The sequence below is a fragment of the Streptomyces sp. NPDC003077 genome (assembly GCF_040611095.1).
Taxonomy (GTDB): domain Bacteria; phylum Actinomycetota; class Actinomycetes; order Streptomycetales; family Streptomycetaceae; genus Streptomyces.
This window is the reverse complement of sequence record NZ_JBEXNM010000019.1, coordinates 55,898-79,734: the sequence shown is the minus strand read 5'-3', so window position 1 is coordinate 79,734 and position 23,837 is coordinate 55,898. Positions and strand designations below refer to the sequence as shown.

The window sequence follows — 23,837 nt, the reverse complement described above, 5'->3', positions numbered from 1 at the left end:
AGCTGACCTTCTCCGGCGTCGCGGCCTGGAGCACCGTACGGGCGGCTTCCGGATCGGCCCACACGTTGAACTCGGCGGTCGCGGAGATGTTGCCGCGCAGGTCGGCGGCCCCTGCCATGCAATAGACGTGCCGGTAGCGCGAGAACAGGTCGCGGTCGCGCAGCAGGGCGGCGGCGATGTTCGTCAGCGGGGCCAGGGTGACGAGCGTCAGCTCCCCCGGATACCGGCGCGGGTAGGACAACAGGACCTCCACCGCGTGCTCCGCCTCCGGCCCCCGCACCGGGTCGGGCAGGCCGATGTCACCCATGCCGTCCTCCCCGTGCACGTGCTGCGCGCTGGACAGGGGGCGGGTCATCGGCCGCTCGCAGCCCGGGTGGACGGGGATGTCGGTGCGCCCGGCCACTTCGAGGGAGATGAGCGCGTTGCGGGTGCCGGTCGGCAGGGGGACGTTGCCGGCGACCGTGGTGACCGCGCGCACGTCACCCAGACCACTGGCGGCGGCCAGCAGCAGCGCGACCGCGTCGTCGGAACCGGTGTCGGTGTCGATGATCAGAGGGATCGGAGGTGTCGGAGGGGTTGGAGGCGTCGGAGGGCTCGGAGGTGTCGGAGGTGTCAAAGGAAGAGGCGGCATGGCTCACACTCCTTGTCGTCTTGAGCTGTTCGGTCCCGTCGACCGGAACGAAGCACGACCCGTACGCCCCGTACGACCGGACAACCGGAACGACCGGAACGACCGGAACGATCAGCACAGGTCTAATCGATTAGAACGAGCTACGGTGAGCAATATCTAAACGATTAGATGCAAGAATGCAAGCGATGACGAACACAGCGAGCAGGACGAGCAAGACCAGCGGGACGAGCAGGCCCAGCGAGACCAGCAAGACCAGCAGAACAAAGAAAGCGGACAAGGCCGTCACGCTGGCCGACGTGGCGCGCGAAGCGGGCACCTCCACCGCGGTGGTCAGCTACGTGATCAACGACGGCCCCCGGCCGGTCGCCGCCGCCACCCGCGAAAAGGTCCTGACCGCCGCGGCCGAACTCGGCTACCGCCCCAACCGCATCGCCCGCGCCCTGCGCTCACGCACCACCGACGTGGTCGGCCTGGTGCTCGCCGACGCCTCGAACCCCTACTTCGCCGCCCTGGCCCGGCACATCGAACGAGCCCTGGACGCACACGGCAAACTCACCCTGATCGGCAACGCGGGCTACGCCGCCGACCGCCAACGGGACCTCGTCGAACGCTTCCTCGCCGCCCAGGTCGACGGACTGGTCATCGTCTCCGCGGACGGCGGCACCGACGTGGCGGCCCAGGCCGAGGCCTCCGGCGTACCCGCCGTCTACGTCCACCACCGCCCGGCCGACGGCATCACGCCCGTGGTCGAGCCCGACCACGACACCACCGTCCGCCAGGCGGTCACCCACCTCCGCGACGCCCACGGCCACCAGCGCATCGCCTTCCTGACCGGCCCCGACGACAGCGGCCCCGTGGGGCGACGGCGGGACGCCTGGCACACCACCCTCGCCGGCACCGACTCCGTCCTCCTGCGCTCCGGCTACGCGCGCACCGAGGCCGCCGCCCTCACCCGCCGCCTGATCGCCGACGGCACGATGCCCGAGGCCCTGATCACGGCCACCGACGAGCAGGCCATCGGCGTCCTCGCCGGAGCCTGGGCGGCGGGCCTCCGCGTCCCCGACCACCTGGCCGTCATCAGCCTCGACGGCACCCCGGACAGCGCCTGCACCGCCCCGGCGCTGACCGTCGTCCGGCAACCCCTGCGCACCATGGCGGACCGGGCCGTCGGCCTCCTCCTGGGCCACACCTCCGCGCCGTCCACCGGGGACCCCGCACACGCCGAACTCGTCGTACGGCGCAGTTGCGGTTGCGCGCACGACGAGAACGGACCAGGGGAGAACGGGGCAGGAGAGAACGGGCCAGGGGAGAACGGGCCAGGGGAGAACGGGGTCGAGGAACATCCGAACGAGAACCGGCGCTAGACCAAGATCCACTTCCGCGACGGACCCTAAGCCTTGACGATGCCCACGAAGGCTTTGACCTGGGCTTTGATGGCAGCGAAACCTTCGGTGGTCGTCGTCGACCGGGCCCTGGCCGCCCCGTCCCCGACCGCCGCGGCACTGGTTCGGTGTGCCATTCCGTCGTCGGTCTCGCCTGTCGGGTCGCGGGGGTTTCGTGGATGTCGGTGGACGTCACCTGAGGGTGAGGTGCCGGTGTTTAGCATGAGTTGATTTCGGCATGGGGCGGCGGGGGTGGCTTGATGTGCGGGGGAATCGTTCTCTGGGTCATCGGGTTCGTGGTGGCCGCCTCGATCGGGGAGAGCGCCGGAAACGTTTACGTATGGGGTTCGCTGCTCGTCGGCGGTCTGCTGCTCTGGGGGAAGTTCGAGCCCGAACGGAAGGCGCGGGCGCAGGCGGTCGAGCGCAAGGCGCGGGCCGAGGTCGACGCCGAGGCGGCGCGCTGGCAGCGGGAGAGCCGTGAGCAGCAGGCGGAATCCGCCGCGTTCCGGCCCGCCCCGGCCACCGTCGAACCGCCGGGTTCCGGCATGGCGCACATCGACCTCGTCGAGATCGCGCTGCCCTCCCGGCCCACGCTGGAACTGCCCGACCCCGAGCAGGCTCGCCGGCTGTGTGCCGACGTGGTGGCCGACCTCGTCCGGTCGATCGCGGGGGAAGCCGAGTCCCATGCCGCCGCGCTGCGTCCCCTGGTGGCGGCCGGCTGCGGTGCCGGGCGCTATCGGACCAGGGATCACGAGGAATGGGGCCCGGTCCAACAGGGCCGACGGCCGACTCCCAAGACGGCGGACGCGGTGCACCGAGCCGTCGCCTGGGCGGAGGCCCGGGGCACGTTGCTGTCCGCCCTCCACGAGCGGGCCGGGGCCGAGATACGTCCCGTCCGCGGGCGCGGCATCACGCTCCAGTCGTACGACGGCGGACGCCACTTTCCCCTTGCCACGGGTGAGCGGACGAGCGGACGAGCCGACGAGCGGACCAGCAGACGACAGGGCCGCCGCGTGCACGGCCCCGCGGACATCGCCCCAGGTCGCGACCCACGCTGGAGCTACCGGAGCGCTCCCCGCTCGTCGATGTGAACAGTGGGCTCCGACAAGAACGCGTCGGCGCCCACAGGGCCGTAGGCGATGTTGAAGGTGTCCATCCAGTACGACCAGTCCTGCGTCCCCGACGCGCTGCTGAACCGGTAGTTGAGCTGCCAGCGGACCCACTGGCCCGGGGCGAGGCGAACGGCCGGGGGCCTGCGCGGCCGAGGCGGGATGGCGAGCAGGGGTTCCAGCCGGGGCTGGACCCGCAGCCGGCCGTCGGCCTCCCGGAGTTGGACGTTGACCCTGTCCAGGTCTTCCTGACTGTCGTACGGCGCGAAGTCGTTCCGTTCGTGCATGCGCACCACATGCGCGGAGGACGGCGCCGGGCAGGGCAGAGCGAAGCCGACCGGAGCCGCGTTCCTGCGTGCGGCCCCCTCCCCTCCCCGGGACTCCTTCGTCCAGGACGTCCGTATCCACTGGACGGTGATCTCCACGGCCCCCACCTCTGCGCCTCTGCGAACTCGTCGACGAGCCTCACCCTAAGCTCACCGTCCTAAGCTCACCGTCCTAAGCTCACCGCCCTGGGCGCTCCCGACCGCTCGCTGTCACCGCGCCCCGCGGAAGGCGCCGTGGAACCAGGCAGCGGCCCCGGTCGTCCGGCCGTCATCAGGCGGTGGCGGGCAGCCCTCGGGCGGTGACGATCCGGGCGGTGCCTTCGCTGAGCCGGTACGACAGGCCGACGACGGCCACGTGCCGGGCGGCGACCTGCGCGGCGAGCGGTCGGGAGCGGTCCAGCATCAGCTCCACCGTGTAGCGGATGTGCTCGTCGACCAGGTCCTGGTCCCCGTGGAGGCCGGCGGCGCGGGCGGCCAGGATGCTCGGGGTCACCCGCTCGACGACGTCCCGGACGTACCCGGCCGGCGGCAGCCCCTCCTCCAGGGCGGTGCGGGCCGCCGCGATGGCGCCGCACGCGTCGTGCCCGAGGACCACGACCAGCCGGCAGTCCAGCACGTTCGTGGCGTACTCGATGCTGCCCAGCACCTCCTCCCCCAGGACGTGCCCGGCGGTGCGGACCACGAAGAGGTCGCCCAGCCCCTGATCGAAGATGATCTCCGCGGCCAGCCGCGAGTCGGAACAGCCCAGCAGCACGGCGAACGGCGCCTGGCCGGGTGCCAGCTCGGCCCGCCGTGCGGCGTCCTGGTTCGGGTGCCGGGGCGCCCCGGTCACGAACCGCCGGTTGCCCGCCAGCAGCGCGTCGAGCCCTTGGGCCGGAGACGGGGAAAGCGCGTTCATGCGCCCAGCGTATGCGGCGGGGGCGCGGACGGCCCGAGGAGGCGGGGACGCAGACGGGCTGAGGAGGCGGGGACGCAGACGGGCTGAGGAGGCGGGGGACGCGGACGGCCCGAGGAGGCGGGGCGGAACCCGCGCACCTCGCACGCCCGCGCGGCCGGGGCACCCCACCCGTGGCTGTCGGCGGGATGTGGCTCACCGGCTACCGTTCCTCGCGGCTCATCCGTCTTTCCTCACGGATCATCCGCCATTCCTCCCGGCTCATCCGTCGTTCCTCCCGGCGGCCCACTCCTCCCGGAGGATCGAGCAGGTAAGAGACTCCCGCCAGACCCCGTTCTTCAAGATGTGGTCCCGAATGCGCCCCTCGTCGGTCATCCCCGCGCTGTGCAGGCATTTCTCCGCTGCCGTGTTCAGCGGGGAACGGGCCGCCCAGACCCGGTGCAGTTCCAGATCGGTGAAGGCGAGCGCGAGCAGCAACCGCACCGTCTCCGCCCCGTAACCGACGCCCCAGGCGTCGGGCCGCAGCGCGAAACCGATCGTTGCCGCGCGCTGCTGGTGGGGATCGGTGGCCAGTCGGGTGAACCCGATGAATTCGCCGGTGCTGCGCTCAATGACGGCGAGCGCGTATTCCTCGCGGAGCGGAGCGGTCGCGGAGGTGATGGACCGGGCGATGACGATGCCGACCTCCGCCCGCGAGCGGGGCGTGAAGGAGAGGTGTTCGGTCACCTCCGCGCTGCCGTAAATGGCGTGCAGGGCGTCCACGTCATCGATGACCAGTTCACGAAGGGTCAGGCGGTGACTGTCTTTGGTGACCGGATACATGTCCGGCGACTGTACTCCGCCATCAACGGAGAAGTGAACGGAGAAGCCAGGTCCGGAAACGAACAACGGGCGACCCGAAAGCCAACGCGACGATCACTCTCGAAGACCGACGAACGCCCCGTACGTCCCCCGTACGTCCCACCGTTCGCCCCCATTCACCGCGTTCGCCCCATCCACCCCGCTCCCCCCGCTCGCCGCGTTCCTCACTCCGGCCACTCCCACGAGATCCCGTGAATACCGGCCACAACCTTCGGGGGCCGGATGTGCACCGCGTGGGAGACGTCGAGGGCGATCCGTCGGCTGTAGCGGTTCTCCGCTGCCATGTGCTCGCGGTAGTAGCGGTGACAGGTTGTCGGCAACGCCGCCGGGTCGAAGTACACGTCCAACAGGTACTCGCGCTGGTTCACGCGGAAGTGGCGCTCGTGGTACCGGAGCGCCTCGCCGCCGGGCGGGTAGCGGACGGTGAAGTCGACGACGGCCGTCTCGTTCCGCGCCAGTTCCCGGCCGAGCAGGATGTCCACGACGACACCGCAGCGGCTCGGCACGGAGCGGACCGAGCCGAGTTCCCCGCAGCGGACGGAGACGTCCACCGGGCCCGCGAGCCGCTTGTCCGGGGACTCGCTCGTGGTGAAGAGGAGCGTCAAACGGTCGGCGCCGTCCCGGGTGGCCCTCAGGACGTGGTACGCCTCCAGTTCGCGCAGGCACCGGTTCTCGTCCAGGTGCAGCGTCTCGTGGCTCATCAGGGTGCTGATGTCCTCGTTGAAGCGGCTGAACTCCTCGCCGAGGATCTGCTCCACGAACGAGTTCTCGCCGTAGACCCGCTGGGACGCGGCCAGGTCCTGTGTGCCGGACGTCAGCCCGCCGCGTGGCCGGGATGGGCCGAGCAGGGAACGCAGGGCGCCTTGGGGGAGGGCGAGGATCGTCTCCAGCGCGTCCACCGCGCGCAGTGACCGTGGGCGTTCCGGCTGGCTGCGCCCGCGTTGCCAGTAACTCAGGGTGGCCAGGCTGATGTCGATGCCCTGGGCGCGCAGGCGGTCGCGTATGCGCTCCAGGGTCAGGCCGCGCTGCCGCACGGCTTCTCGGAAGGTGTCCGCGAACGTCGTCTGGGCCGGGGCCTGCGGAAGGGGCATATTGGTCATGACGTCTCCGAGGGGTGCACACGCGTCGCTGTGGCGGCGTACGGCCCCGGCTCGCGAGAGCCGGCCCTCCGGGACCCGGCCCGCCGGAACCCGTTCCGCCGCAGCCCGACTCGCCGGGGACCGGCCGACCGGTTCCGGGCTGGGTCCGAAACCGGTTCCAGGCAGGGCCCGAAACCGATTCCGGGCTAGGTCCGTACCAAAACAGCAGGTCAGACCCCGTACGAGCAGGATCCGCTCACCGTACTCGGTGAACGGATCCTGTGTCGTATGAGACTCATGTGACATACGCGGTATGCGTTATGCGTTATCCGGTACGCGTCACGCGATCGGGCAGGAGGCGGCTCCCGACCTTGGCCTCCTTTACCGACTCGATCGCGCGGTGGCTCAGTAGGTGTTGAGCGTCAGCCCGTAGTACCGCAGCGTGTCGTCGAGCGGCTGGAAGTAGGAGTACCCGTCGGAGTAGACGCCGCCGCACCGCTGGTTGGTCGGGCCGCCCGAGGTCATGCCCTGCGCCTGGTTGCCGGATATGTAGGCGCCGCCGCTGTCGCCGCCCTCCGTGCAGACGGTCGAGCTGCCGAGCCCGGTGACGACCGTGTCGGGGCCGCCGTGCTCGTCCTGGTAGGTGACGCTCACGTTGTACGACTGGACCGCGCCGCAGGTCCAGCCGGTGGTGCGGCCGGACTTGCACAGCGCCGCGCCCGGGGCCGCGCGCCGGCTGCCCTTGACGGCGATGGAGCCCCCGTTGCCGTAGGTGTAGACGCTGGTGGCGATGGAGTCGTCCGAGTCGACCTGGGCGACGCCCATGTCCACGCTGGAGCGGCCGACCGCGAAACGGGTGTGCACGCCCCGCGCGAAGTGCGCGTTGTTGTAGTACAGGTCCGGCAGGTCCGCGACGCAGTGCCCGGCGGTCACCATGTACTGCCGGCCGTAGGAGTCGTGGGCGCCGTAACCCACCGAGCACACATAGCCGTTGAACGCCATCTCACGACCCGGCTGCACCACGGCCTGTGGCGACAGTGGCCGCTGCTTCCGCACGACGCGGACGGCGTCACCGTGGGCGGTCGCCGCCTTGAGGAAGCTACGGGCGGCCGGGCTCTTCTCGTCGCTGACCTGGACGGTGACGGTGTCGGTGGCGAGGTCGACCGACCAGGAGGCGACGCCGTCCGGCACCTGCTTGGTCGCCTTCGCGTCGAGTTCCGCCTTGATGCGGTCGAGCGCGGATTCGCCGTGCTCGGCGACGCGTGCGCTCAGCCCGGCGTGCCGGATCTTGGAGGCGGCGGTGCTGTCGGCGGCGTTGACCGTGAGGGCGCCCTTGGCGTCGAAGAAGGCGCCGTCCGTCTTGACGCCCTTCTTGTTCAGGCCGGTGAGCTTGTCCTGCTGCTCGGCCTGCCGGTCGAGGCGGGTGACGGCGGCCTTCTCACTGACGCCCAGCGAGGTGGCCAGCGCCTTGATCATCGCCGGCTGGTAGCGCTCGGGCGCAGGCGCGGCGGCCTGGGCGCTCGTGGCGACCGAGGTCGACAGCAGGGCGCCGATACCGGCGGCAAGAACGTATTTACGCAACACGCGCACGGGGTTTTCCTTCCGATAGCGGGCAGGCGCCCCCGAGGGGGGTTGATTACTCCGGAATACGCCCGAAAACACAGGACCGACCGAAAGCCGGGGCGCCTGCCCGGCGGCGAAGGTGGGGGGTCGCCGCGAAAGGAACCTTTACGCATCACTTACGTCGCACACAAGTTTCATCGCGTGACGGGTTTTCAACAGTGCCGCGCGCACTTGTGAAAAACCTGGGTTCGTCCGGAAATGCCCACGGGGATCGGTTCTGTTTGGACCGGGAACGCCCGAAGATGTCGCGTCTGGGCTGGTCAGGGGCGCGTCGAACTTGGAGGGGATGACATCCGACTTATCCGCCGACGACTACGAATAGCCCCTTCGCCCGCCATTCAAGGTTGGTACGGACTTTTGCGGGATCGATGCACCGCGTACCGCAGAACCGGAAATACATTGGAAATACACCGGAAACAGAAAATCCCCAAGGGACGGAAAAGACTATTCGCCGGACGGGGAGAATCAACGGAATCGAAAGCCACGGTGTTCTTGGAGCCGGACAATCGGCGCGCGGGCGCAATGCGCCCATCCAAGTCATGCCGATCGACTGTCGGAGCCATGCGGGTCTGGACGGGCCGCCGGCCCTGCTGGAGACTCCGGATACCGAGCTCCTCGCCTACTCCGAGGGGCAGGGAAACGTCCGGTTGATCGCGAACCTCGGAGCGGCAGCCGTTCCGCACCGGCGCCATGCGACGCTCCGCTCGCAGGCCCTCAGTCCGCTCGGCACCGTGGGTGGTCTGCTGAAGCGGATCGGAGGAGAGCCATGAACATCACGGATGTGAAATGGCGCAAGTCCAGTTACAGCGGCACGGCAGGTGACAACTGCGTCGAGGTCGCCGTCACCGAACCGACCATCCACCTCCGGGACTCCAAGGACACCACCCGCCCCCACATCACCATCGGACGCCACGGCTGGCCGCCTTCATCACGCACACGGCGCACGGCTGAGCCGCGAGGCGTCCTGACGCACGGCTGAACTCCCAGGCGTCCTGAGCCTGCCGAACGAATGCGAGAGGCGCTATGAGTACGTCGGAACTCAACTGGTCCAAGTCCAGCCACAGCAGCGCCCAAGGTGACGACTGCGTCGAAATCGCCGTCACCGAACCGACCATCCACCTCCGGGACTCCAAGGACACCACCCGCCCCCACATCACCATCGGACGCCTCAGTTGGGCCGCCTTCATCCACCACGCGGCACACGGCTGGGGCGCCGGAGCCTGACGCCCCTCACCGAACCCCGTGCGGGCAACGTCCAGGACGAGGTCCCTGTTGTCGCGGGCGTCGAAGCGCACGGAGCGCACGGAGCGCATGGAGCGCGCAGGCGCCCGGACCGGTCAATCAGCCGATGTCAGGCCTGGCGGGGCAACGTGGGCCCTTGTAGATGTCGGGGTTGCCGGGGCGGGTGGAGCCGGCGACCTTCTCGTAGCGGATGCCGGAGCCCCTGGGGAGGGTGAAGGGCCGGGCCCGGCGCATGAGCAGTTCGGTGCGGCCCGCGCGTACGCAGGGGTCCACGTAGGTGGCGCAGACGAAGTGCCGGACGCCCTGGTAGGCGCGGCAGGTTTTCCGTACGGCGGCGGATACCGGTACGGAGCGGACGACCGGCCGGGTGAGGTCCAGGACGCGTCGCTGGCTCGCGCGGGGGCTGACCGGTGTGCCGTGCACCTTTGCCAGGCTGTAGGTGCGGCCTCGGACGGCCGTGGTCCCGTAGTTGTCGAGGTAGACGTGTGCTTGGCGCAGGGGGCTGCCGCCGTGCGGGGTCAGGGTGAGATCGCTCAGCTTGGCGAAGTGGTACCAGCTGCGGGCGGACTTCTCGTCCAGCCCTTCGGTGGCGTGCATGCGCCGTAGCTCGGCGTCGTCCAGGAACGTGAGGAAGACCTCCGACCTGGCGCCCTTGGCGTACTGGAGGGTGGCCGGGAGGTTGCCGTTGGCGTAGTAGTGCGCGGCGTGGGTGACCTCGAAGTCCTTGAGCGTGGCCTTGATGACGGGGACGACGGCCCAGCCCCGGGGGAAGACGGAGGCGGCGTACTTCTGCGCCAGGGCAGAGGGCGCCTTGTTGGAGCCGTAGCCGATCACCGCCGTCCGCCGCGCGGCCGTCGGCGGGAGCTTCCCGCCGACCTCGCCCAGGCGGCCACGCAGGAACGTCTCCACGGAGGCGGTCTTGCCTCCCCCGGTGGCGATGGTGGCGTCCCGCATCGCGTCCCGGCCCAGGCTGCGGTACGGGTACGCCTTGCCGTTCACGAACAGGTACGACTCTTTGACGTCCTCGTATGGATAGTCCAGGGCCCGGTTGACCGCGTAAGCGATCTCCTTGGGGGTCGGGGTGCGAGGGGCGGCCTTGGGCGGGGCGGGGGCCGCGGGGCCGTGGGGCGTGGCGGCCACGGATGCCGGGGGCGCCGGAGGTACAGGAGCGTGACTGCCGGAGTGCGTCGGTGCGGCGAAGGCGGCGGTCGCGTCGAGGGCCACGAGCGCTGACAGGGCCAAGAGGGTTCGGCGGTGCACGGCGATCACATCCTTGTCGGGCGCCCCCCTGTCTTGGAGCCCCGTGTGTCCCGCCGGCCCGCACATCACACGCGTGTCGGAGACACTTCACACGCACGTCGGATGTACGCGTGCATGCGGACGCACGTCCGACCGCACACAGAGCGCACATCGCGCGTACCTCGGGTTCGTGTTCCCCGGAGGCCCGACCGCGCGGCAGGCGGCCGATTCGGGGCACCCCGCGAGCAAAACCAGGTCCCCCCGCGCCCGAAAAGCGCGGCAGGTACCGTTTACCGCTCACGAAGCGTGGTGGGCACAGCCGTGCGAACGGCGCCCGTCGCGATACCGAAGCGCGAACGTATCGGTGCTCGGACGGCGATGGACAGCGACGGACGGCGACGGACGGCGACGGACGGCAGTGACGACCGACAGCCGCAGTCCCAGCCGCAGCCGTAGCCCCAGCACACCGAAACGGGAAAACAGGACAAACGGGGAGACCGTGACCACCAGCCCGAAACCACGACCACGACCAGCGCCAGCCCCAGCCCCAAGCCCATCCCCAGTCGCGGGACACCCCCCGAGCCACGACCCAGCGGACGGAGCACCACCGCTCCCCGAGAAAACGCGTCGGGCATCGGCCCGAACCCGCTGGCAAGAGGCCGACCCCCGGGTCGTGGACCTCGGCATCGCCCTGATCGTCCAAGCCGCGGTGACCATCCCCTTCGTGGTCCCGCGACCGCCCGGGCAGCCGCCCGCCACCCTGCTCTTCTATCTGGCGGCCACGCTGACCGTGCTGCCGCTGCTGTGGCGACGGCGGGCGCCGGTGATCGTGATGGGCGCGGTGCTGGCGGCGCAGTCGCTGTACTTCTTCCTGGACGGGCCCGGGCAGCCGCTGCCGTATACCGGGCTGGTGGCCCTCTACACCGTCGCGGCGCAGTGTTCCGCCCGGGCCCGGCACCTCGTCGGCGTGCTGATGGGCGTGGTCGTGGCGGTGTCGGTGGCGCTGCACACGGGTGAGGCGCGGGAGCTGCTGTTCTCGCTGTTCGTGTTCGGTGCCGCGTACGCCTTCGGGCGGCTCACCCACACCCGGCAGGCGTACACGCGGGCCATGGAGGACCGGGCCGCCCAGTTGGAACGGGCCAACCGGATCGAGGCGCAGCAGGCAGCCGCGCGGGAGCGGGCCCGGATCGCGCGGGAGATGCACGACATCCTGTCGCACGCCGTGAGCCTGATGGTCGTCCAGGCGGAGGCGGGTCCGGTCGCGGTGCGCGCCGCCCCCGAGCGCGCCGAGGCGGCCTTCGACGCGATCTCCGAGACGGGCCGGGACGCCATGACGCAGCTACGGCACATGCTGGGGGTGCTGCGGGACGAGGACGCCCCGGACGCCGCTTCGGGAGACGGCGGGGCGGCTGGTGCGGGTGCGGCACGTCATCCTCAGCCCGCGCTCGCCGACCTCCCCGGCTTGATCGAACGGGTGGCGCGCGGCGGCCCCGCCGTCCGCTTCGAGACCGCCGGGACCGTCCGCCCGCTGTCCCCCGGCGTCGAGGCGACGGCCTACCGCGTGGTCCAGGAGGCGCTGACCAACGTCGTCAAGCACGCGGACGCCCGCACCGCACACGTCCTCCTGACGTACTCGGACGAGGCCCTGCACATCTCCGTCACCGACGACGGACGCGGCCCAGGCCCCGTCACGGAGGACGGACGCGGCCCAGGCCCCGTCACGGACGACGGACGCGGCCCGAGCCGCGCCACCGGCGGAAGGCGGGAGAGCAGCGGCACCACCACCGGCGGAAGGCGGGAAAGCAGCACCGCCCCCCGCCTCGGCACTCGCACCGGCGGCCAAGGCCTCATCGGCATCCGCGAACGCGCGGCGGCCCACGGCGGCACGGCCCGCACCGGCCCGGGCCCGGACGGCACCGGGTTCGAGGTCGAGGTGCGCCTCCCGTGCGCGCCGTCGGCCCGGGAGAGCGGCGGCACCCCCCGCCTCGTCACCCGCGCCGACGGCGACCGTGCCCCGCACCGCCCGCCGGCCCCGTCCTCCCCCTCAGACCCGACCCCGGGCCGCGCCCCGGTACGCTCCGCCCCGGAGGTGGCACGTTGACGATCCGTGTAGTCGTGGCCGACGACCAGGAACTCGTACGCAGCGGCTTCGCGCTGATCCTGGACGTCCAGCCGGACATCGAGGTGGTCGCCGAGGTCGGCGACGGCGCGCAGGCGGTGGACGCGGTGCGCCGACTGCGCCCGGACGTGGCGCTGCTGGACATCCGGATGCCGGGCACGGACGGCATCGAGGCGTGCCGCGTCATCAGCGCGGAGACCGGCTGCCGCACGGTCATGCTCACCACCTTCGACGCGGACGAGTACGTGTACGAGGCCCTGCACGCGGGCGCGAGCGGGTTCCTCCTGAAGGACGTGCGGCGGGACGACCTCGTCCACGCCGTCCGGGTGGTGGCGGCGGGCGAGGCGCTGCTCGCGCCCTCCGTGGCCCGTCGGCTGATCGCGGACTACACCGCGCGCCCCGCCGCGGCGCCCGTCTCCGCGCGGCTGGACGTGCTCACCGTCCGGGAACGCGAGACGCTGCTGCACCTGGCCCGGGGGCTGTCCAACGCGGAGATCGCGGCGGCGCTCGTGGTCAGCGAGCACACGGTCAAGACGCACGTGGGCAACGTCCTGTCCAAGCTGGGGCTGCGCGACCGCATCCAGGCGGTCATCTGCGCGTACGAGACGGGCCTAATCACTCCCTCTCCGGAGACCGGACCGTTCGCTGCCACTCCGGAGACCGGACCGTTCACCGCCACTCCGGAGACCGGGCCGTTCCCTCCCTCTCCGAGGGGAGCCGGCGCCCCGGCCTCCCCCGCGCGGGGGAGGTAAGGCCCCCGCCTCCCCCGCGCGGGCGAGGTAACCGGCCGTCCAAGACCGCTCGCGGGGGCGATCCGCCGCAGGCCCGTGACCAGCAGGATGATCTCTGTCAGCTCAACCCACGGAAAACCCGGAGATCACCCCGTGAACGTCCGCACCCGTACGTCCCTCATCGCCGCCGCCCTCGTCGCGGGCATCGCGGCGGGCCCGGTCGCCCCCGCCCTCGCCCACTCCCCCGGCCATGCCCCGTCCCACTCCTCGGTGTCCGCCCACCACCCGGTCCCGGCCTCCGACGCGAAGGCGCTGCGGGCCGCGATCTCCGACCTGGACGCGGACGGGGCCACCGCCGCCCTGGTGCGCGTCGGCGGCAAGGACGGGATCTGGCGCGGCAGCGCCGGCGTGCACGACCGGATCTCGCAGCGTCCCGCGAACCCGGACGCCCGCTTCCGCGCCGGTTCCGTGACCAAGGTCTTCACCGCGGCCGTGGTGCTCCAGCTCGCCGCCGAGAAGAAGCTCGACCTGGACCGCCCGGCCCGCGCCTACCTGCCCGAACTGATCCCGGCCGACTACCGGGACGTGACCGTCCGGCAGCTGCTGAACCACACCCACGGCATGCCGTCGCCGGACTTCCGGGGCAACGACCTGGAAGGCTGGTACGCGAACCGCTTCCACGTCTACACGCCGCAGGCGCTGGTCCGCTCCGCGCTCGCCAAGAAGCCGGAGTTCACCCCCGGCGAGCAGCAGCACTACACCAACATCGGCTACCTCGTCGCCGGCCTGCTGATCGAGAAGGTCACCCACGACTCGTACGAGCACCAAGTCACCCGCCGCATCATCAAGCCCCTGCACCTGCGCGGCACCTACCTCCCGGGCACCGACCCGCGCATCCGCGGCCCGCACAACATCGGGTACCAGGTCTTCCCGACGGCCGACGGGACCGAACTGCGCGACGCCAGCGTGTGGAGCACCACGGACACCTGGTCCGCGGGCGCCCTCATCTCCACCACCGCCGACCTGGAGCGCTTCGTCGGGGCGCTGTTCAACGGACGGATAGTGCGCGGCCCGCTGCTGAAGGAGATGTTCACGCTGCCCACCCTGAAGAAGGGCACGGCCATGTACAGCGTGGGCCTGACGCAGTGGAAGATGGGCGGACGCCAGGTGTGGGGCAAGTCGGGCGGCCGATGGGGCTACAACGCGGGCTTCGCGGCGCCCCAGGACCTCTCCCGCACCCTCGTCTACAGCATCAACTCCATCGACGCGAAGGCCGAGCAGCGCAACCGCCTCATCCCGAAGATCGCCGTCGCCGCCTTCGGGCCGATCGAGCTCGACAAGGCGGCAGGCTGATCGTCGGCGACGAGGCGGCGGGCTGGTCGTCGGCGACAAAGGCTGCGGACTGATCGTCGTCGACAAGGCGGCGGGCTGAAGACGGCGGGCTGATCTTCAGCGAGGGGCGGACGGCCGATCGTCAGCGAGGAGCGGACGGCCGATCATCGGCGATGAGGCCGGTGGCGGGGCCGGGGACCGGGGATACGGCCCCGGCATCGCGGTCAGTCGGCGATGAGGCCGATGGCGGGGCTCGGGACACGGCCCCGGCCTGCGTCGCGGTCAGTCCGCGGTGGGCTGGGGGCGGACCGTGAGGATCTGCTGCGCGTGGCCGATGGGCCCGGCGAGGTCGTGCAGGACGGTGCTGGTGATGCCCTGACCCGTGGGTCCGAAGGCGACGGTGGTGTCCAGTCCGGCCCAGCGCCCTTCGGGCTGGCGGTGCAGGTGGATGGTCAGATCGACGTTGGGGAACATCCAGCGGCTGGGCGGCTGTCGGATCGCTATGCCGTTGGCGGTGTCGACGAGGGTGACGTAGGACGCCAGCGGGCTTGCCGCCTCCCCGCCGACGAGCGCGACATCGGTGGAAACCCAAGCGGTGGTGCGGCCCGGCTGCGGCTCGGCGACCGTCCGGACGTCCAGAGACGCGACGAACCCGCCCGGCCAGACGGACGACATGGGCCACGGCGCGAGGGCGTCGGGCGGCGTCAGGCGCTCGGCGCCGCCCCCGGCGACGGCGCCGGTGTCCAAGGCCGTCAGCATCCACGCGCGGGCCCGGACCACCGGGCGGGCGGCTATGAGCACGGTGGCCTCGATCAGTTCGATGGTGCGACCGGGCCGGACGGTCTCCACCCGCACCTCGCACTCGTCGGAGGCCAGGCGCCCGAGGATGTCGAAGCTGATCCGGCCGAGCACCATGCCCGTGTCGGGGCGCCCGGCCAGGTAGCGGTCGATGGCGTGCGTGACCAGGCCGCCCACCGGGCCGAAGTGCTGCTCGCTGGGATCCCACCCGCCGCCGGCGTGCGGGGTGGGCTTGTAACGGTTCTCGTCGATGCGCTCGTAGTAGCTGTTCCGGGCTGGGGGGTTGGCGTTCACCGGGTCCTCCTCGGCGGGCGGGCGAAGATCAAACATGCTGACGAGGACAATGTAGGGGGTGGGATTCTCGTCCGGCCCCTACCAATGAGGGCGGCTGCGCTCCAGCCCCTATGGGTGCCGGGGCCGCGTCCACCTCCCCGGCAACCCCGGGACCGGCGTTCGGGCCCCTCGGACGACCGCCACGCCCGCCTCGAAGCCGACCCGCAAGCAGTTCCCACCCCCTCCGCAAGGGAGCCACCTCGTGCACCAGCTCACCTACGGCGACATCAAGGCCGCCACCGACCGCATCGCGGGGCACGTCCGTCCCGTCACCCTGGCGCCGCTGGGTGACGAGCCGGTCCCGGGCGCCCTGCCCGCGCCTCGTGGCACGAAAGGCCCGGAGGTCTGGCTGGCTCTGGAATTCATGCAGCACACCGGCTCCTTCAAGGCCCGCGGCGCCCAAAACTTCCTCCAGGCCCACCGCGACGCCGGGACCCTGCCCGATTCCGGGGTGACGATCGCCTCGGGCGGCAACGCGGGGCTGGCGTGCGCGTGGGCGGCCCGGCGACAGGGCGTACCGGCCACCGTGTTCGTGCCCGAGACGGCGCCCGCCGTGAAGGTGGCCGGGCTCCGTTCGTACGGCGCGGACGTGCGGCTGGTCGGCACCGAGTACGCCGAGGCGCTGGCCGCCTGTGAGGAGTTCGCGGCGGCCACGGGCGCGCTCGCCTCGCACGCGTACGACCAGCCGCTGATCGCGGCCGGGGCCGGGACCCTGCTGGGGGAGATCCGCGCCCAGGTCCCCGGCCTGGACACCGTGGTGGTCGCGGTCGGCGGCGGTGGCCTGTTCGCCGGTGTCGCCACCGCGGCGCGGCACCACGGCATCCGGACCGTCGCGGTGGAGCCGGAGCGCTGCCGCGCGCTGAACGCGGCCCTGGAGAACGGCGCCCCGGTCGACGTCACCGTGGACTCCGTCGCCTCGGACTCCCTCGGCGCCCGCCGCGCCTCCGCCATGGCCCTGCACGCGGCCCGAGGGGGCGACGTGCACTCCGTGCTCGTACCGGACAGCGAGATCGTCCGCGCCCGCCGAGCACTGTGGGACGACCGCCGCATCGCCGTCGAACACGCCGCCGCCACGGCATTGGCTGCCCTCACCGCCCCGTCCAGCTCGGCCGAGTTGTCCGATTCATCCGGCTCATTCGCCCCGTCTGCCTCGTCCGTCCCGTCCGCCTTGCCCGTTCCGCCCGTCCGAGCCGGGCACGCGTCGCACGGGGAACTGCCCGTGGCCGGCTACCGGCCCGGCGAGGGCGAGAAGATCGCCGTCGTGCTGTGCGGAGCCAACACCGATCCCGGCGATCTGACGGCGCCCCGTTCGTTTGGCGCATGAGTTTGGATGCGCCATGGTGATCGGATGCGCCATGGTGGCCGGACGCGTCACGGCGACCGGACGCGCCATGGTGAGCTGCCACGGCACGGACCGGCGGCTGCAAGGCGTCGGACTCATCCGGAGGGCGTCAGATTCATGAAGAAGATCATCGCTCGGCTGTGGCGGAGCATCCGGGGGCCGGCGCAGTGGCGCATCCTGTGGTTCGCACACGCGAAGTTCATGGTTGGCGTGACCGGTGTCGTGCGTGATGACGAGGGCCGGGTGCTCTTGCTCAAGCACCGGATGTGGGCGCCGGAGCGTCCTTGGGGGCTGCCCACCGGTTACGCGCTCAAGGGCGAGGAGTTCCCGCGCACCGTCGTCCGCGAGGTGAAGGAAGAGACGGGGCTCGATGTCGAGGCCGGGCGGCTGGTTCGCCTCAAGAGCGGTTACCGGCTCAGGGTGGAGGTGGCTTACGAAGCCCGCCTGGTCGGGGGCTCGCTCCGTCTCGACGCCTTCGAGATCCTGGAGGCGCGGTGGTTCTTCCCGGATGCGCTGCCTGAAGGGCTTCAGGAAGCCCATCGGGCGCTCATCCACGGGGGGACCGGAGGGAGGACGGGGGCCTGAGCGGTCGGGCCCCGGGCGGCCTGGCTTCTGGCCCGGCCCACCGCTCGTCCCCCCGCCCCCGCCTCCATCGCCACGAACCACCGCGCTCGGCTGCGGGGCCGCCTTGTAGATGTCGTCTTGCGGTCCCGCCTTATGGATGTCGTCTATAGAGGGGCGTCATAGATGCCGTCTATAGGCGTGGTCTATAGGTGCCGTCTATAGATGCCGTCGCCGTTCCGCCGCGTGGCGTTCGTAGGTCTCGCGGGCATCGATCGCGGCCGGGCGGGTGGCCGTCTGGGCCACCGGGACGTCCCACCAGGCTTGGGCCTCTGGTGCGTCCGGAGCGGCGGCGGACGTGTCGGTCTCGACGTAGACGCAGGTGGGGCGGGGGGAGGTGCGGGCCTGGGTGAGGGCGGTGCGCAGTTCGCGGACCGTGGTGGCCCGGAGGACGTCGAGGCCGAGCGAGGCGGCGTTCGCGGCCAGGTCCACGGGGAGGGGGGCTCCCGTGTATGTGCCGTCGTCGGCGCGGAAGCGGTAGGCCGTGCCGAAGCCCTCGGCGCCGGTCTGCCGGGAGAGGCCGCCGATGGAGGCGTAGCCGTGGTTCTGGAGGAGGACGATGTTGATGTTGATGCCCTCCTGGACGGCGGTGACGATCTCGGTGGGCATCATCAGGTACGTGCCGTCGCCGACCAGCGCCCATACGGGACGGTCGGGCGCGGCGAGCCGGACGCCGATCGCGGCGGGGATCTCGTACCCCATGCAGGAGTAGCCGTATTCGAGGTGGTACTGGCGGCGGGAGCGGGCCCGCCAGAGCTTGTGCAGGTCGCCGGGGAGCGAGCCGGCCGCGTTGACGACGACGTCGTGGTCGCCGACGACCGCGTCCAGGGCTCCCAGGACCTGGGTCTGGGAGGGGCGCACGGAGTCGTCGGGGGCGGCGTAGACGGCGTCTACGCGGGCTTCCCAGTCGGCCTTCGCCACGCGGTACTCGTCCCTGTATGCCGCGTCCACCCGGTAGGCGCCCTGCTGTTCCTCCGCGCCGACCCGGTGCGCGTTCTCGTATGCCGGACCGGCCCGGTACTCGTCTTCGTACGCGGGATCGATGCGGCGGGGGCCGACGAGCGCGGCGGTCAGTGCTTCCAAACCCGTGCGGGCGTCGGCGACCAAGGGGAGGGCGGCGAGCTTGTGGGCGTCGAAGGAGGTGATGTTGAGGTTGACGAAGCGGACGCCGGGGGTGGTGAAGAGGGTCGCGGAGGCGGTGGTGAAGTCGGTGTAGCGGGTGCCGACGCCGATGACGAGGTCGGCGCGGCGGGCCAGTCCGGCGGCGGTGGCGGTGCCGGTGTGGCCGATGCCGCCCACGTCGGCCGGGTGGTCGTGGCGCAGTGAGCCCTTGCCCGCCTGGGTGGAGGCCACGGGGATGCCGGTCGCGTCGGCGAGGGCGCGCAACGCGTCCTCGGCCTCGCTGTGGTGGACGCCGCCGCCCGCGATGATCAGGGGGCGCTCGGCCGCCCGTACGGCGCGTACGGCGTCCGCGAGCGCGTCCGGGTCCGGCGCCGGGCGGGGCACCCGCCACACCCGCTCGGCGAAGAACTCCTCCGGCCAGTCGTACGCCTCGGCCTGCACGTCCTGCGGCAGCGCAAGGGTGACGGCGCCGGTCTGGGCCGGGTCGGTGAGCACGCGCATCGCCTGGAGCGCGGCCGGGATCAGCGCCTCGGGGCGGGTGACCCGGTCGAAGTAGCGCGAGACGGGGCGCAGCGCGTCGTTGACCGACACGTCGCCCGCGTACGGCACTTCGAGCTGCTGGAGCACCGGGTCGGCCGGGCGGGTGGCGAAGGTGTCGCCGGGGAGCAGCAGGACCGGCAGGCGGTTGACGGTGGCCAGCGCGGCGCCGGTGACGAGGTTGGTGGCGCCGGGCCCGATGGAGGTGGTGACGGCGTGCGCGGAGAGCCGGTCGCGCTGGCGCGCGTACCCCACGGCCGCGTGCACCATGGCCTGCTCGTTGCGCCCCTGGAGGAACCGCAACGCGCCCTTGGACTCCAGCAGCGCCTGGCCGATGCCCGCGACGTTGCCGTGCCCGAAGATGCCCCAGCAGGCGTCGATGAGGCGGTGGCGGTGCCCGTCCCGCTCGGTGTACTGGCGGGTCAGGAACTCCACCAGGGCCTGCGCGACGGTGAGGTGTCGGGTGGCGGGGGCGGCACCTGGCGACTCCGGGGCGGTGCCTGGCGACTTCGGGGCGGTTTCCGACGGGTGCGGGACTGTTCCTGACGATTCCCGGATTGTTCCCGACGGCTTGGCGGAGGTGTCCGACGACTTGATGGAGGTGTCCGACGGCTTGATGGAGGTGTCCGACGGCTTCGGGGCCGCGCCTGACGATTCTGGGGCGGCGGATGACGACTCCGGGGCCGCGCCTGACGATTTCGCGGTGGCGGAGGACGAGTTCATGGCGGCGTCCGACGGCTTCGGGGCGGGGCGTCCGGATGACTCGGGGAGCGGGCCGGGCGTGGGGGCGGTCATCGGGGGTCTCCTGTGTCTCCTGAGGGCGCGGTGTAGAAGGGGAGGCGGGGGTCCACGGGCTGGGTGGGCCAGGTGTCGCGGATCCAGGCGTGGTCAGGGTGGTCGCGGATCAGCCACTGGCGATCGTCCCCCGGGCCCGCCATGACGTTGAGGTAGTACATGGTGTGACCGGGCGAGGCGATGGACGGGCCGTGCCAGCCGTCCGGGATCAGGACGGCGTCCCCGGTGCGGACCTCGGCGAGCACGTCGGTGCCGCGCCCGCGCCCGGACGGTGTCACCCGCTGGTAGCCGACGCCTTCGGAGCCGTGGGGGGCGGCGATCTCGAAGTAGTAGATCTCCTCCAGCTCGGATTCCTCGCCGGGCCGGTGGTCGTCGTGTTTGTGCGGCGGGTAGGACGACCAGTTGCCGCCGGGGGTGAGCACCTCGACGGCGATGAGTTTGTCGCAGGCGAACGCGTCGGCGGCGGCGAAGTTGTTGACCTGCCGGGAGCAGGTGCCGGTGCCGCGCAGTTCCACGGGTACGTCGCGCGCCGGCGCGTAACGGGGCGCGAGGCGACGCGTACACCGCGCCCCGGCCAGCGCGAACCGCCCGCCGCCGGTGCCGATGCCGATACCGGTGCCGGTTCCGGTCCCGATGCCGGTCCCGCTAGCGGTTCCACTCCGGCTGCCTGTTGCGTCCCCACCGCCGGTTGCGTTCTCGTCCCCGCTGCCGGTCACGTTCCCGTTCCCATCCCGACCGCCGGTCCCGTCCCCGTCGCCGTCCCCGGTCGTGATCCGCGCGTGCGCGTCGCGTGGCACGTACGCGAAGTCGGTGACGCCGCTGAAAACGCTGGCCCGTCCGGCGAGTTCGAAGACCTCGCCGCTGTCCAAGGTGACGGTGCAGCCGCCGCTCAGCGGCAGCACGATCCACTCGCTGTCCCCGGTGGCGAACTCGTGCGAGCCGCCGGGCGGCAGGTCCAGCACCCGCAGCGAGGAATGCGCCCAACCGGCGCTCTCGGGGCTGATGTCCAGGGCGTACGGGCCGGGGGCCGCGTACCCGGCCCGGAGGTGGAAGTCGGCATTCATGGCGCTCATGGTGCAAGTCTCCTGGGGTGAGGGGGTGCGGGGTATGGGGCGAGGCGGGTGCTTCCGGACTCCTGTCCTACCCGCGCGCCCTCACAGCAGGCTCACCGCCGTGTCCACCGCCGATGCCACGTCACCGTCCGCCGGATAGAGCAGCGAGCGGCCGACGATCAGGCCCTGGACGGTGGGCAGGCGCAGGGCCTTGCGCCACTTGTCGTAGGTGTCGTCCTGGTCCGCGGCGACCTCGCCGCCCAGGAGGACCGTGGGTAGCGTGGAGGTCTCACAGACGCGGGCCATGTCTTCCGGGTCCTGGGTGACGGGCAGCTTGAGCCAGGTGTACGCGGAGGTGCCGCCCAGGCCGGAGGCGATGGCGACGGACCTCATGACGGCCTCGGCGCTCAGGTCGTTGACGACCTTCCCCTCGACCCGGCGCGAGATGAACGGTTCGACGAAGGTGGGCAGTCGGTGCTCGGCCATGGCGTCGATGGTTCGCGCGGCGGTTTCCATCGTGGCGAGCGAGCCCGGGTCGTCGTAGTCGATGCGCAACAGCAACTTCCCCGCGTCGAAACGGAGCCGCGCCAGGTCGCGGGCGCGATGGCCGGTGAACCGGTCGTCCATTTCGAAGCTGGCGTCGGCGATGCCGCCGCGGTTCATGGAGCCCATGACGACCTTGCCGTCGAGCACCCCGAGGAGCAGCAGGTCCTCCAGGATGTCGGCGGTGGCCAGCACTCCGTCCACGCCCGGGCGGGACAGCGCCAGGCACAGCCGTTCCAGCAGGTCGACGCGGTTGGCCATGGCCAGGTCGCGTCCGCCGACGGCGAGCGCGCCGCGCGCCGGGTGGTCCGCGGCGATGATCATCAACCGGCCGCTGGGACCGATGAGGGGCCGGCGGGGACGGCGCGCCGCGGCCTCCGCGACGGCTCCCGGGTTCCGGGCCCGTAGCGTCACGATGTCGGAGATCCGAGTGGTCACGGCGTGGCTCACCTTCTGTGAGGGTGACGGCGGCGGGGGGAGGGGGCGGGAAAAGGGCGTCGGAAGGAAGGCCATCGCGGGGAGTGGTCCCGCGCTGGGGCTCCCAAGCTGGGCTCCCGCGCTGGGAGAAGGAGGCCGGAAGAGGCATCAAGAGGAGGCGTCAAGAGGCACCTTGAGAGGAGACTCCCTGGGAGAAGGCGGCAAAGGCTCCTCCTCCCACGCGGGTAAGGGCGTCCGAAGGCCCCACGCGAGGAGGGCCTCCACCCCCGGGGCAGCGTCAAAGGGCCATCGCGAGGAGGGCCTCCACCTCGTCCGTCGTCGGCATCGCGGACGAGCAGGCCAGCCGGGAGGCGACGATGGCGCCGGCCGCGTTCGCGTACCGCATCGTCGGCTCCAGTTCCCAGCCGGCGAGCAGGCCGTGGCACAGCGAGCCGCCGAAGGCGTCCCCGGCGCCCAGGCCGTTGACGACCTCGACCGGTGTGGGCGGGACCTGCACGGACCGGCCGTCGCGGTGCACGGCCAGGACGCCCTTCGGGCCCTGCTTGACGACGGCCAGTTCGACGCCCATGTCGAGCAGTGCGCGGGCGCATTCCTCCGGCGCGCGGTGGCCGGTGGCGACTTCGGCCTCGTCCACGTTGCCTACCGCGACGGTCGCGTGGGCGAGCGCGGCCTCGTAAAACGGCCGTGCCTTTTCGCGTGCCGCCCGGCCGGTGGCACCATCGTCCCCCGAGGCGCCGCCCTCGCCGCCCCAGAACATGGGGCGCCAGTCGAGGTCGAAGACGGTGATGCCGGCCCGGGCGCGGGCTTCGAGCGCGGCGAGCGTGGCGGACCGGCTGGGTTCCTCGCACAGGCCCGTGCCGGTGATCCAGAAGATCCGGGCGGCGCGGATGGCGTCCAGGTCCAGTTCCTCGGGGCGGATCTCCAGGTCGGGGGCCTTGGGACGGCGGTAGAAGTAGAGCGGGAAGTCGTCGGGCGGGAAGATCTCGCAGAAGGTGACGGGCGTCGGGTACCGGTCGACGGGGGTCACCCAGCGGTCGTCCACGCCGAAGTCCCGTAGCGCCTGGTGGAGGTAGTCGCCGAAGGGGTCGCGCCCGGTGCGGGTGACGACGGCCGTGCGGCGACCGAGGCGGGCGGCGGCGACCGCGACGTTGGTGGCGGAGCCGCCGAGGAACTTGCCGAAGGTCTCGACCTGGGCGAGCGGGACGCCGCTCTGGAGGGGGTAGAGGTCGACGCCGATCCGTCCCATGGTGATCAGGTCGTACGGGTGGGCGTCCGGGTTCGCCGCCTCCGTTCGTCCTTGAGCCGTACGCGGCTCCTCGGCGTGCGACGCGGGCTTCTCCGGACGCGACGCGGACTTGACGGCATGCGACGCCGGCTTCTCCGGACGCGACGCGGCGGCGTTCTCGGCACGCGGCCCGGCGGCGTTCTCGGCACGCGGCGTGGGGGTGACATCGGTGACGTTGCTGGCGTGCGCGGCGGTCATCGGCGGGCCTCTCCGTTCGAGTTGCCCACAGGTCTAGCCGGGCGCGACAACCCCTGTCAATACTTTGTCCTGACATTCTGACGTCGCCGAGAACCATGATCAATCATTGACGGCAGGAGCGTGATCAAAGTGAGAACGCGGCGTCTACCGCACGGCGTTCACCTGTCGACGTCATTAAGTCCGTATGTCCTGACGAACTCTTGA

At 71.5% G+C, this 23,837-nt stretch carries 21 protein-coding genes and 1 pseudogene; 10 read left to right on the top strand and 12 right to left on the bottom strand.

The features are described from left to right. Position 1 precedes the first annotated feature (1 nt). A pseudogene (locus ABZX96_RS15760) lies at positions 2-631 on the bottom strand (nucleoside hydrolase); the annotation flags it as partial. A 185-nt stretch (positions 632-816) separates the two neighbouring features. On the opposite strand from ABZX96_RS15760, the gene ABZX96_RS15755 reads away from it, so the two are divergent. After that, positions 817-1,995, top strand: a complete 1,179-nt coding sequence (locus ABZX96_RS15755) for a LacI family DNA-binding transcriptional regulator (RefSeq protein WP_355544039.1) — start codon at positions 817-819, stop codon at positions 1,993-1,995. A gap of 278 nt (positions 1,996-2,273) precedes the next feature. After that, a complete protein-coding gene (locus ABZX96_RS15750) occupies positions 2,274-3,104 on the top strand; it encodes a hypothetical protein (RefSeq protein ID WP_355544036.1) in 831 nt (276 codons plus the stop codon). On the opposite strand, the gene ABZX96_RS15745 is transcribed toward ABZX96_RS15750, so the two are convergent. The 5 genes from ABZX96_RS15745 to ABZX96_RS15725 form a co-directional block, all read right to left on the bottom strand. Beyond that, entirely contained in the window at positions 3,074-3,547 is a 474-nt protein-coding gene (locus ABZX96_RS15745) for a hypothetical protein (RefSeq protein WP_355544033.1), read from the bottom strand. The genes ABZX96_RS15750 and ABZX96_RS15745 overlap by 31 nt on opposite strands. A gap of 172 nt (positions 3,548-3,719) precedes the next feature. Then, positions 3,720-4,346: a carbonic anhydrase gene (locus ABZX96_RS15740; RefSeq protein ID WP_355544030.1), complete on the bottom strand. Its 627-nt coding sequence runs from the start codon at positions 4,344-4,346 to the stop codon at positions 3,720-3,722. A 258-nt stretch (positions 4,347-4,604) separates the two neighbouring features. Beyond that, positions 4,605-5,165, bottom strand: a complete 561-nt coding sequence (locus ABZX96_RS15735; RefSeq protein ID WP_355544027.1) for a GNAT family protein — start codon at positions 5,163-5,165, stop codon at positions 4,605-4,607. A gap of 203 nt (positions 5,166-5,368) precedes the next feature. Next, positions 5,369-6,304, bottom strand: a complete 936-nt coding sequence (locus tag ABZX96_RS15730; protein WP_355544024.1) for an XRE family transcriptional regulator — start codon at positions 6,302-6,304, stop codon at positions 5,369-5,371. 384 nt (positions 6,305-6,688) lie between these two features. Then, positions 6,689-7,873 carry a S1 family peptidase gene (locus ABZX96_RS15725; RefSeq protein ID WP_355544021.1) on the bottom strand — a complete coding sequence of 395 codons (1,185 nt, stop codon included), beginning with the start codon at positions 7,871-7,873 and terminating at the stop codon, positions 6,689-6,691. Between the two features lie 401 nt (positions 7,874-8,274). Here ABZX96_RS15725 and ABZX96_RS15720 point away from each other — a divergent pair, with 401 nt between their 5' ends. Genes ABZX96_RS15720 through ABZX96_RS15710 form a run of 3 tightly spaced genes read left to right on the top strand, consistent with a single transcriptional unit; the run spans position 8,275 to position 9,130 of the window. Further along, complete coding sequence (locus ABZX96_RS15720; protein ID WP_355544018.1) at positions 8,275-8,676, top strand: Scr1 family TA system antitoxin-like transcriptional regulator; 402 nt, start codon at positions 8,275-8,277, stop codon at positions 8,674-8,676. Beyond that, positions 8,673-8,885, top strand: coding sequence for a DUF397 domain-containing protein (locus ABZX96_RS15715; RefSeq protein WP_355544015.1), 213 nt, complete (start codon positions 8,673-8,675; stop codon positions 8,883-8,885). Before ABZX96_RS15720 ends, ABZX96_RS15715 begins: the two co-directional genes overlap by 4 nt. A gap of 44 nt (positions 8,886-8,929) precedes the next feature. Then, positions 8,930-9,130 carry a DUF397 domain-containing protein gene (locus tag ABZX96_RS15710; RefSeq protein ID WP_355544012.1) on the top strand — a complete coding sequence of 67 codons (201 nt, stop codon included), beginning with the start codon at positions 8,930-8,932 and terminating at the stop codon, positions 9,128-9,130. A 117-nt stretch (positions 9,131-9,247) separates the two neighbouring features. Here ABZX96_RS15710 and ABZX96_RS15705 read toward each other — a convergent pair whose 3' ends face one another. Beyond that, entirely contained in the window at positions 9,248-10,408 is a 1,161-nt protein-coding gene (locus ABZX96_RS15705; protein ID WP_355544009.1) for a hypothetical protein, read from the bottom strand. 652 nt (positions 10,409-11,060) lie between these two features. Here ABZX96_RS15705 and ABZX96_RS15700 point away from each other — a divergent pair. The 3 genes from ABZX96_RS15700 to ABZX96_RS15690 all read left to right on the top strand — a co-directional run bounded on the left by ABZX96_RS15700 (position 11,061) and on the right by ABZX96_RS15690 (position 14,590). Next, complete coding sequence (locus ABZX96_RS15700) at positions 11,061-12,488, top strand: histidine kinase (protein ID WP_355544006.1); 1,428 nt, start codon at positions 11,061-11,063, stop codon at positions 12,486-12,488. Then, a complete protein-coding gene (locus ABZX96_RS15695) occupies positions 12,485-13,258 on the top strand; it encodes a response regulator transcription factor (RefSeq protein WP_355544003.1) in 774 nt (257 codons plus the stop codon). Before ABZX96_RS15700 ends, ABZX96_RS15695 begins: the two co-directional genes overlap by 4 nt. Before the next feature lie 132 nt (positions 13,259-13,390). After that, positions 13,391-14,590 carry a serine hydrolase domain-containing protein gene (locus ABZX96_RS15690; RefSeq protein ID WP_355544000.1) on the top strand — a complete coding sequence of 400 codons (1,200 nt, stop codon included), beginning with the start codon at positions 13,391-13,393 and terminating at the stop codon, positions 14,588-14,590. Positions 14,591-14,851: 261 nt separating this feature from the next. Here the strand turns inward: ABZX96_RS15690 and ABZX96_RS15685 are convergent, their stop codons facing one another. Next, positions 14,852-15,697: a thioesterase family protein gene (locus ABZX96_RS15685; protein ID WP_355543997.1), complete on the bottom strand. Its 846-nt coding sequence runs from the start codon at positions 15,695-15,697 to the stop codon at positions 14,852-14,854. 205 nt (positions 15,698-15,902) lie between these two features. Here ABZX96_RS15685 and ABZX96_RS15680 point away from each other — a divergent pair, with 205 nt between their 5' ends. Both ABZX96_RS15680 and ABZX96_RS15675 read left to right on the top strand, forming a co-directional pair. Further along, positions 15,903-17,024, top strand: a complete 1,122-nt coding sequence (locus tag ABZX96_RS15680) for a serine/threonine dehydratase (protein WP_355543994.1) — start codon at positions 15,903-15,905, stop codon at positions 17,022-17,024. Between the two features lie 135 nt (positions 17,025-17,159). Beyond that, positions 17,160-17,627 (top strand): NUDIX domain-containing protein, encoded by a 468-nt coding sequence (locus tag ABZX96_RS15675; RefSeq protein WP_355543991.1) that lies wholly within the window; start codon positions 17,160-17,162, stop codon positions 17,625-17,627. 195 nt (positions 17,628-17,822) lie between these two features. On the opposite strand, the gene ABZX96_RS15670 is transcribed toward ABZX96_RS15675, so the two are convergent. The 4 genes from ABZX96_RS15670 to iolC all read right to left on the bottom strand — a co-directional run bounded on the left by ABZX96_RS15670 (position 17,823) and on the right by iolC (position 23,633). Then, the gene (locus ABZX96_RS15670; RefSeq protein ID WP_355543988.1) at positions 17,823-20,117 is read right to left on the bottom strand and encodes a thiamine pyrophosphate-dependent enzyme; all 2,295 of its coding nucleotides are present in this window, start codon (positions 20,115-20,117) and stop codon (positions 17,823-17,825) included. Beyond that, on the bottom strand, positions 20,114-21,190 hold the full coding sequence (gene iolB, locus ABZX96_RS15665; RefSeq protein WP_355543985.1) for a 5-deoxy-glucuronate isomerase: 1,077 nt from the start codon (positions 21,188-21,190) through the stop codon (positions 20,114-20,116). Before iolB ends, ABZX96_RS15670 begins: the two co-directional genes overlap by 4 nt. 81 nt (positions 21,191-21,271) lie before the next feature. Then, on the bottom strand, positions 21,272-22,150 hold the full coding sequence (locus ABZX96_RS15660; protein WP_355543982.1) for a deoxyribose-phosphate aldolase: 879 nt from the start codon (positions 22,148-22,150) through the stop codon (positions 21,272-21,274). A 277-nt stretch (positions 22,151-22,427) separates the two neighbouring features. Further along, positions 22,428-23,633, bottom strand: coding sequence for a 5-dehydro-2-deoxygluconokinase (iolC, locus tag ABZX96_RS15655; RefSeq protein WP_355543979.1), 1,206 nt, complete (start codon positions 23,631-23,633; stop codon positions 22,428-22,430). Positions 23,634-23,837: the final 204 nt, after the last annotated feature.

Excerpts from the sequence above, each read along its gene's own strand:
- ABZX96_RS15755 (WP_355544039.1), top strand. The coding sequence starts at position 817 with ATGACGAACACAGCGAGCAGGACGAGCAAGACCAGCGGGACGAGCAGG.
- ABZX96_RS15750 (WP_355544036.1), top strand. The coding sequence starts at position 2,274 with ATGTGCGGGGGAATCGTTCTCTGGGTCATCGGGTTCGTGGTGGCCGCC.
- ABZX96_RS15740 (WP_355544030.1), bottom strand. The coding sequence starts at position 4,346 with ATGAACGCGCTTTCCCCGTCTCCGGCCCAAGGGCTCGACGCGCTGCTG.
- ABZX96_RS15735 (WP_355544027.1), bottom strand. The coding sequence starts at position 5,165 with ATGTATCCGGTCACCAAAGACAGTCACCGCCTGACCCTTCGTGAACTG.
- ABZX96_RS15730 (WP_355544024.1), bottom strand. The coding sequence starts at position 6,304 with ATGACCAATATGCCCCTTCCGCAGGCCCCGGCCCAGACGACGTTCGCG.
- ABZX96_RS15720 (WP_355544018.1), top strand. The coding sequence starts at position 8,275 with ATGCACCGCGTACCGCAGAACCGGAAATACATTGGAAATACACCGGAA.
- ABZX96_RS15715 (WP_355544015.1), top strand. The coding sequence starts at position 8,673 with ATGAACATCACGGATGTGAAATGGCGCAAGTCCAGTTACAGCGGCACG.
- ABZX96_RS15710 (WP_355544012.1), top strand. The coding sequence starts at position 8,930 with ATGAGTACGTCGGAACTCAACTGGTCCAAGTCCAGCCACAGCAGCGCC.
- ABZX96_RS15685 (WP_355543997.1), bottom strand. The coding sequence starts at position 15,697 with ATGTTTGATCTTCGCCCGCCCGCCGAGGAGGACCCGGTGAACGCCAAC.
- ABZX96_RS15675 (WP_355543991.1), top strand. The coding sequence starts at position 17,160 with ATGAAGAAGATCATCGCTCGGCTGTGGCGGAGCATCCGGGGGCCGGCG.
- ABZX96_RS15670 (WP_355543988.1), bottom strand. The coding sequence starts at position 20,117 with ATGACCGCCCCCACGCCCGGCCCGCTCCCCGAGTCATCCGGACGCCCC.
- iolB (WP_355543985.1), bottom strand. The coding sequence starts at position 21,190 with ATGAGCGCCATGAATGCCGACTTCCACCTCCGGGCCGGGTACGCGGCC.
- iolC (WP_355543979.1), bottom strand. The coding sequence starts at position 23,633 with ATGACCGCCGCGCACGCCAGCAACGTCACCGATGTCACCCCCACGCCG.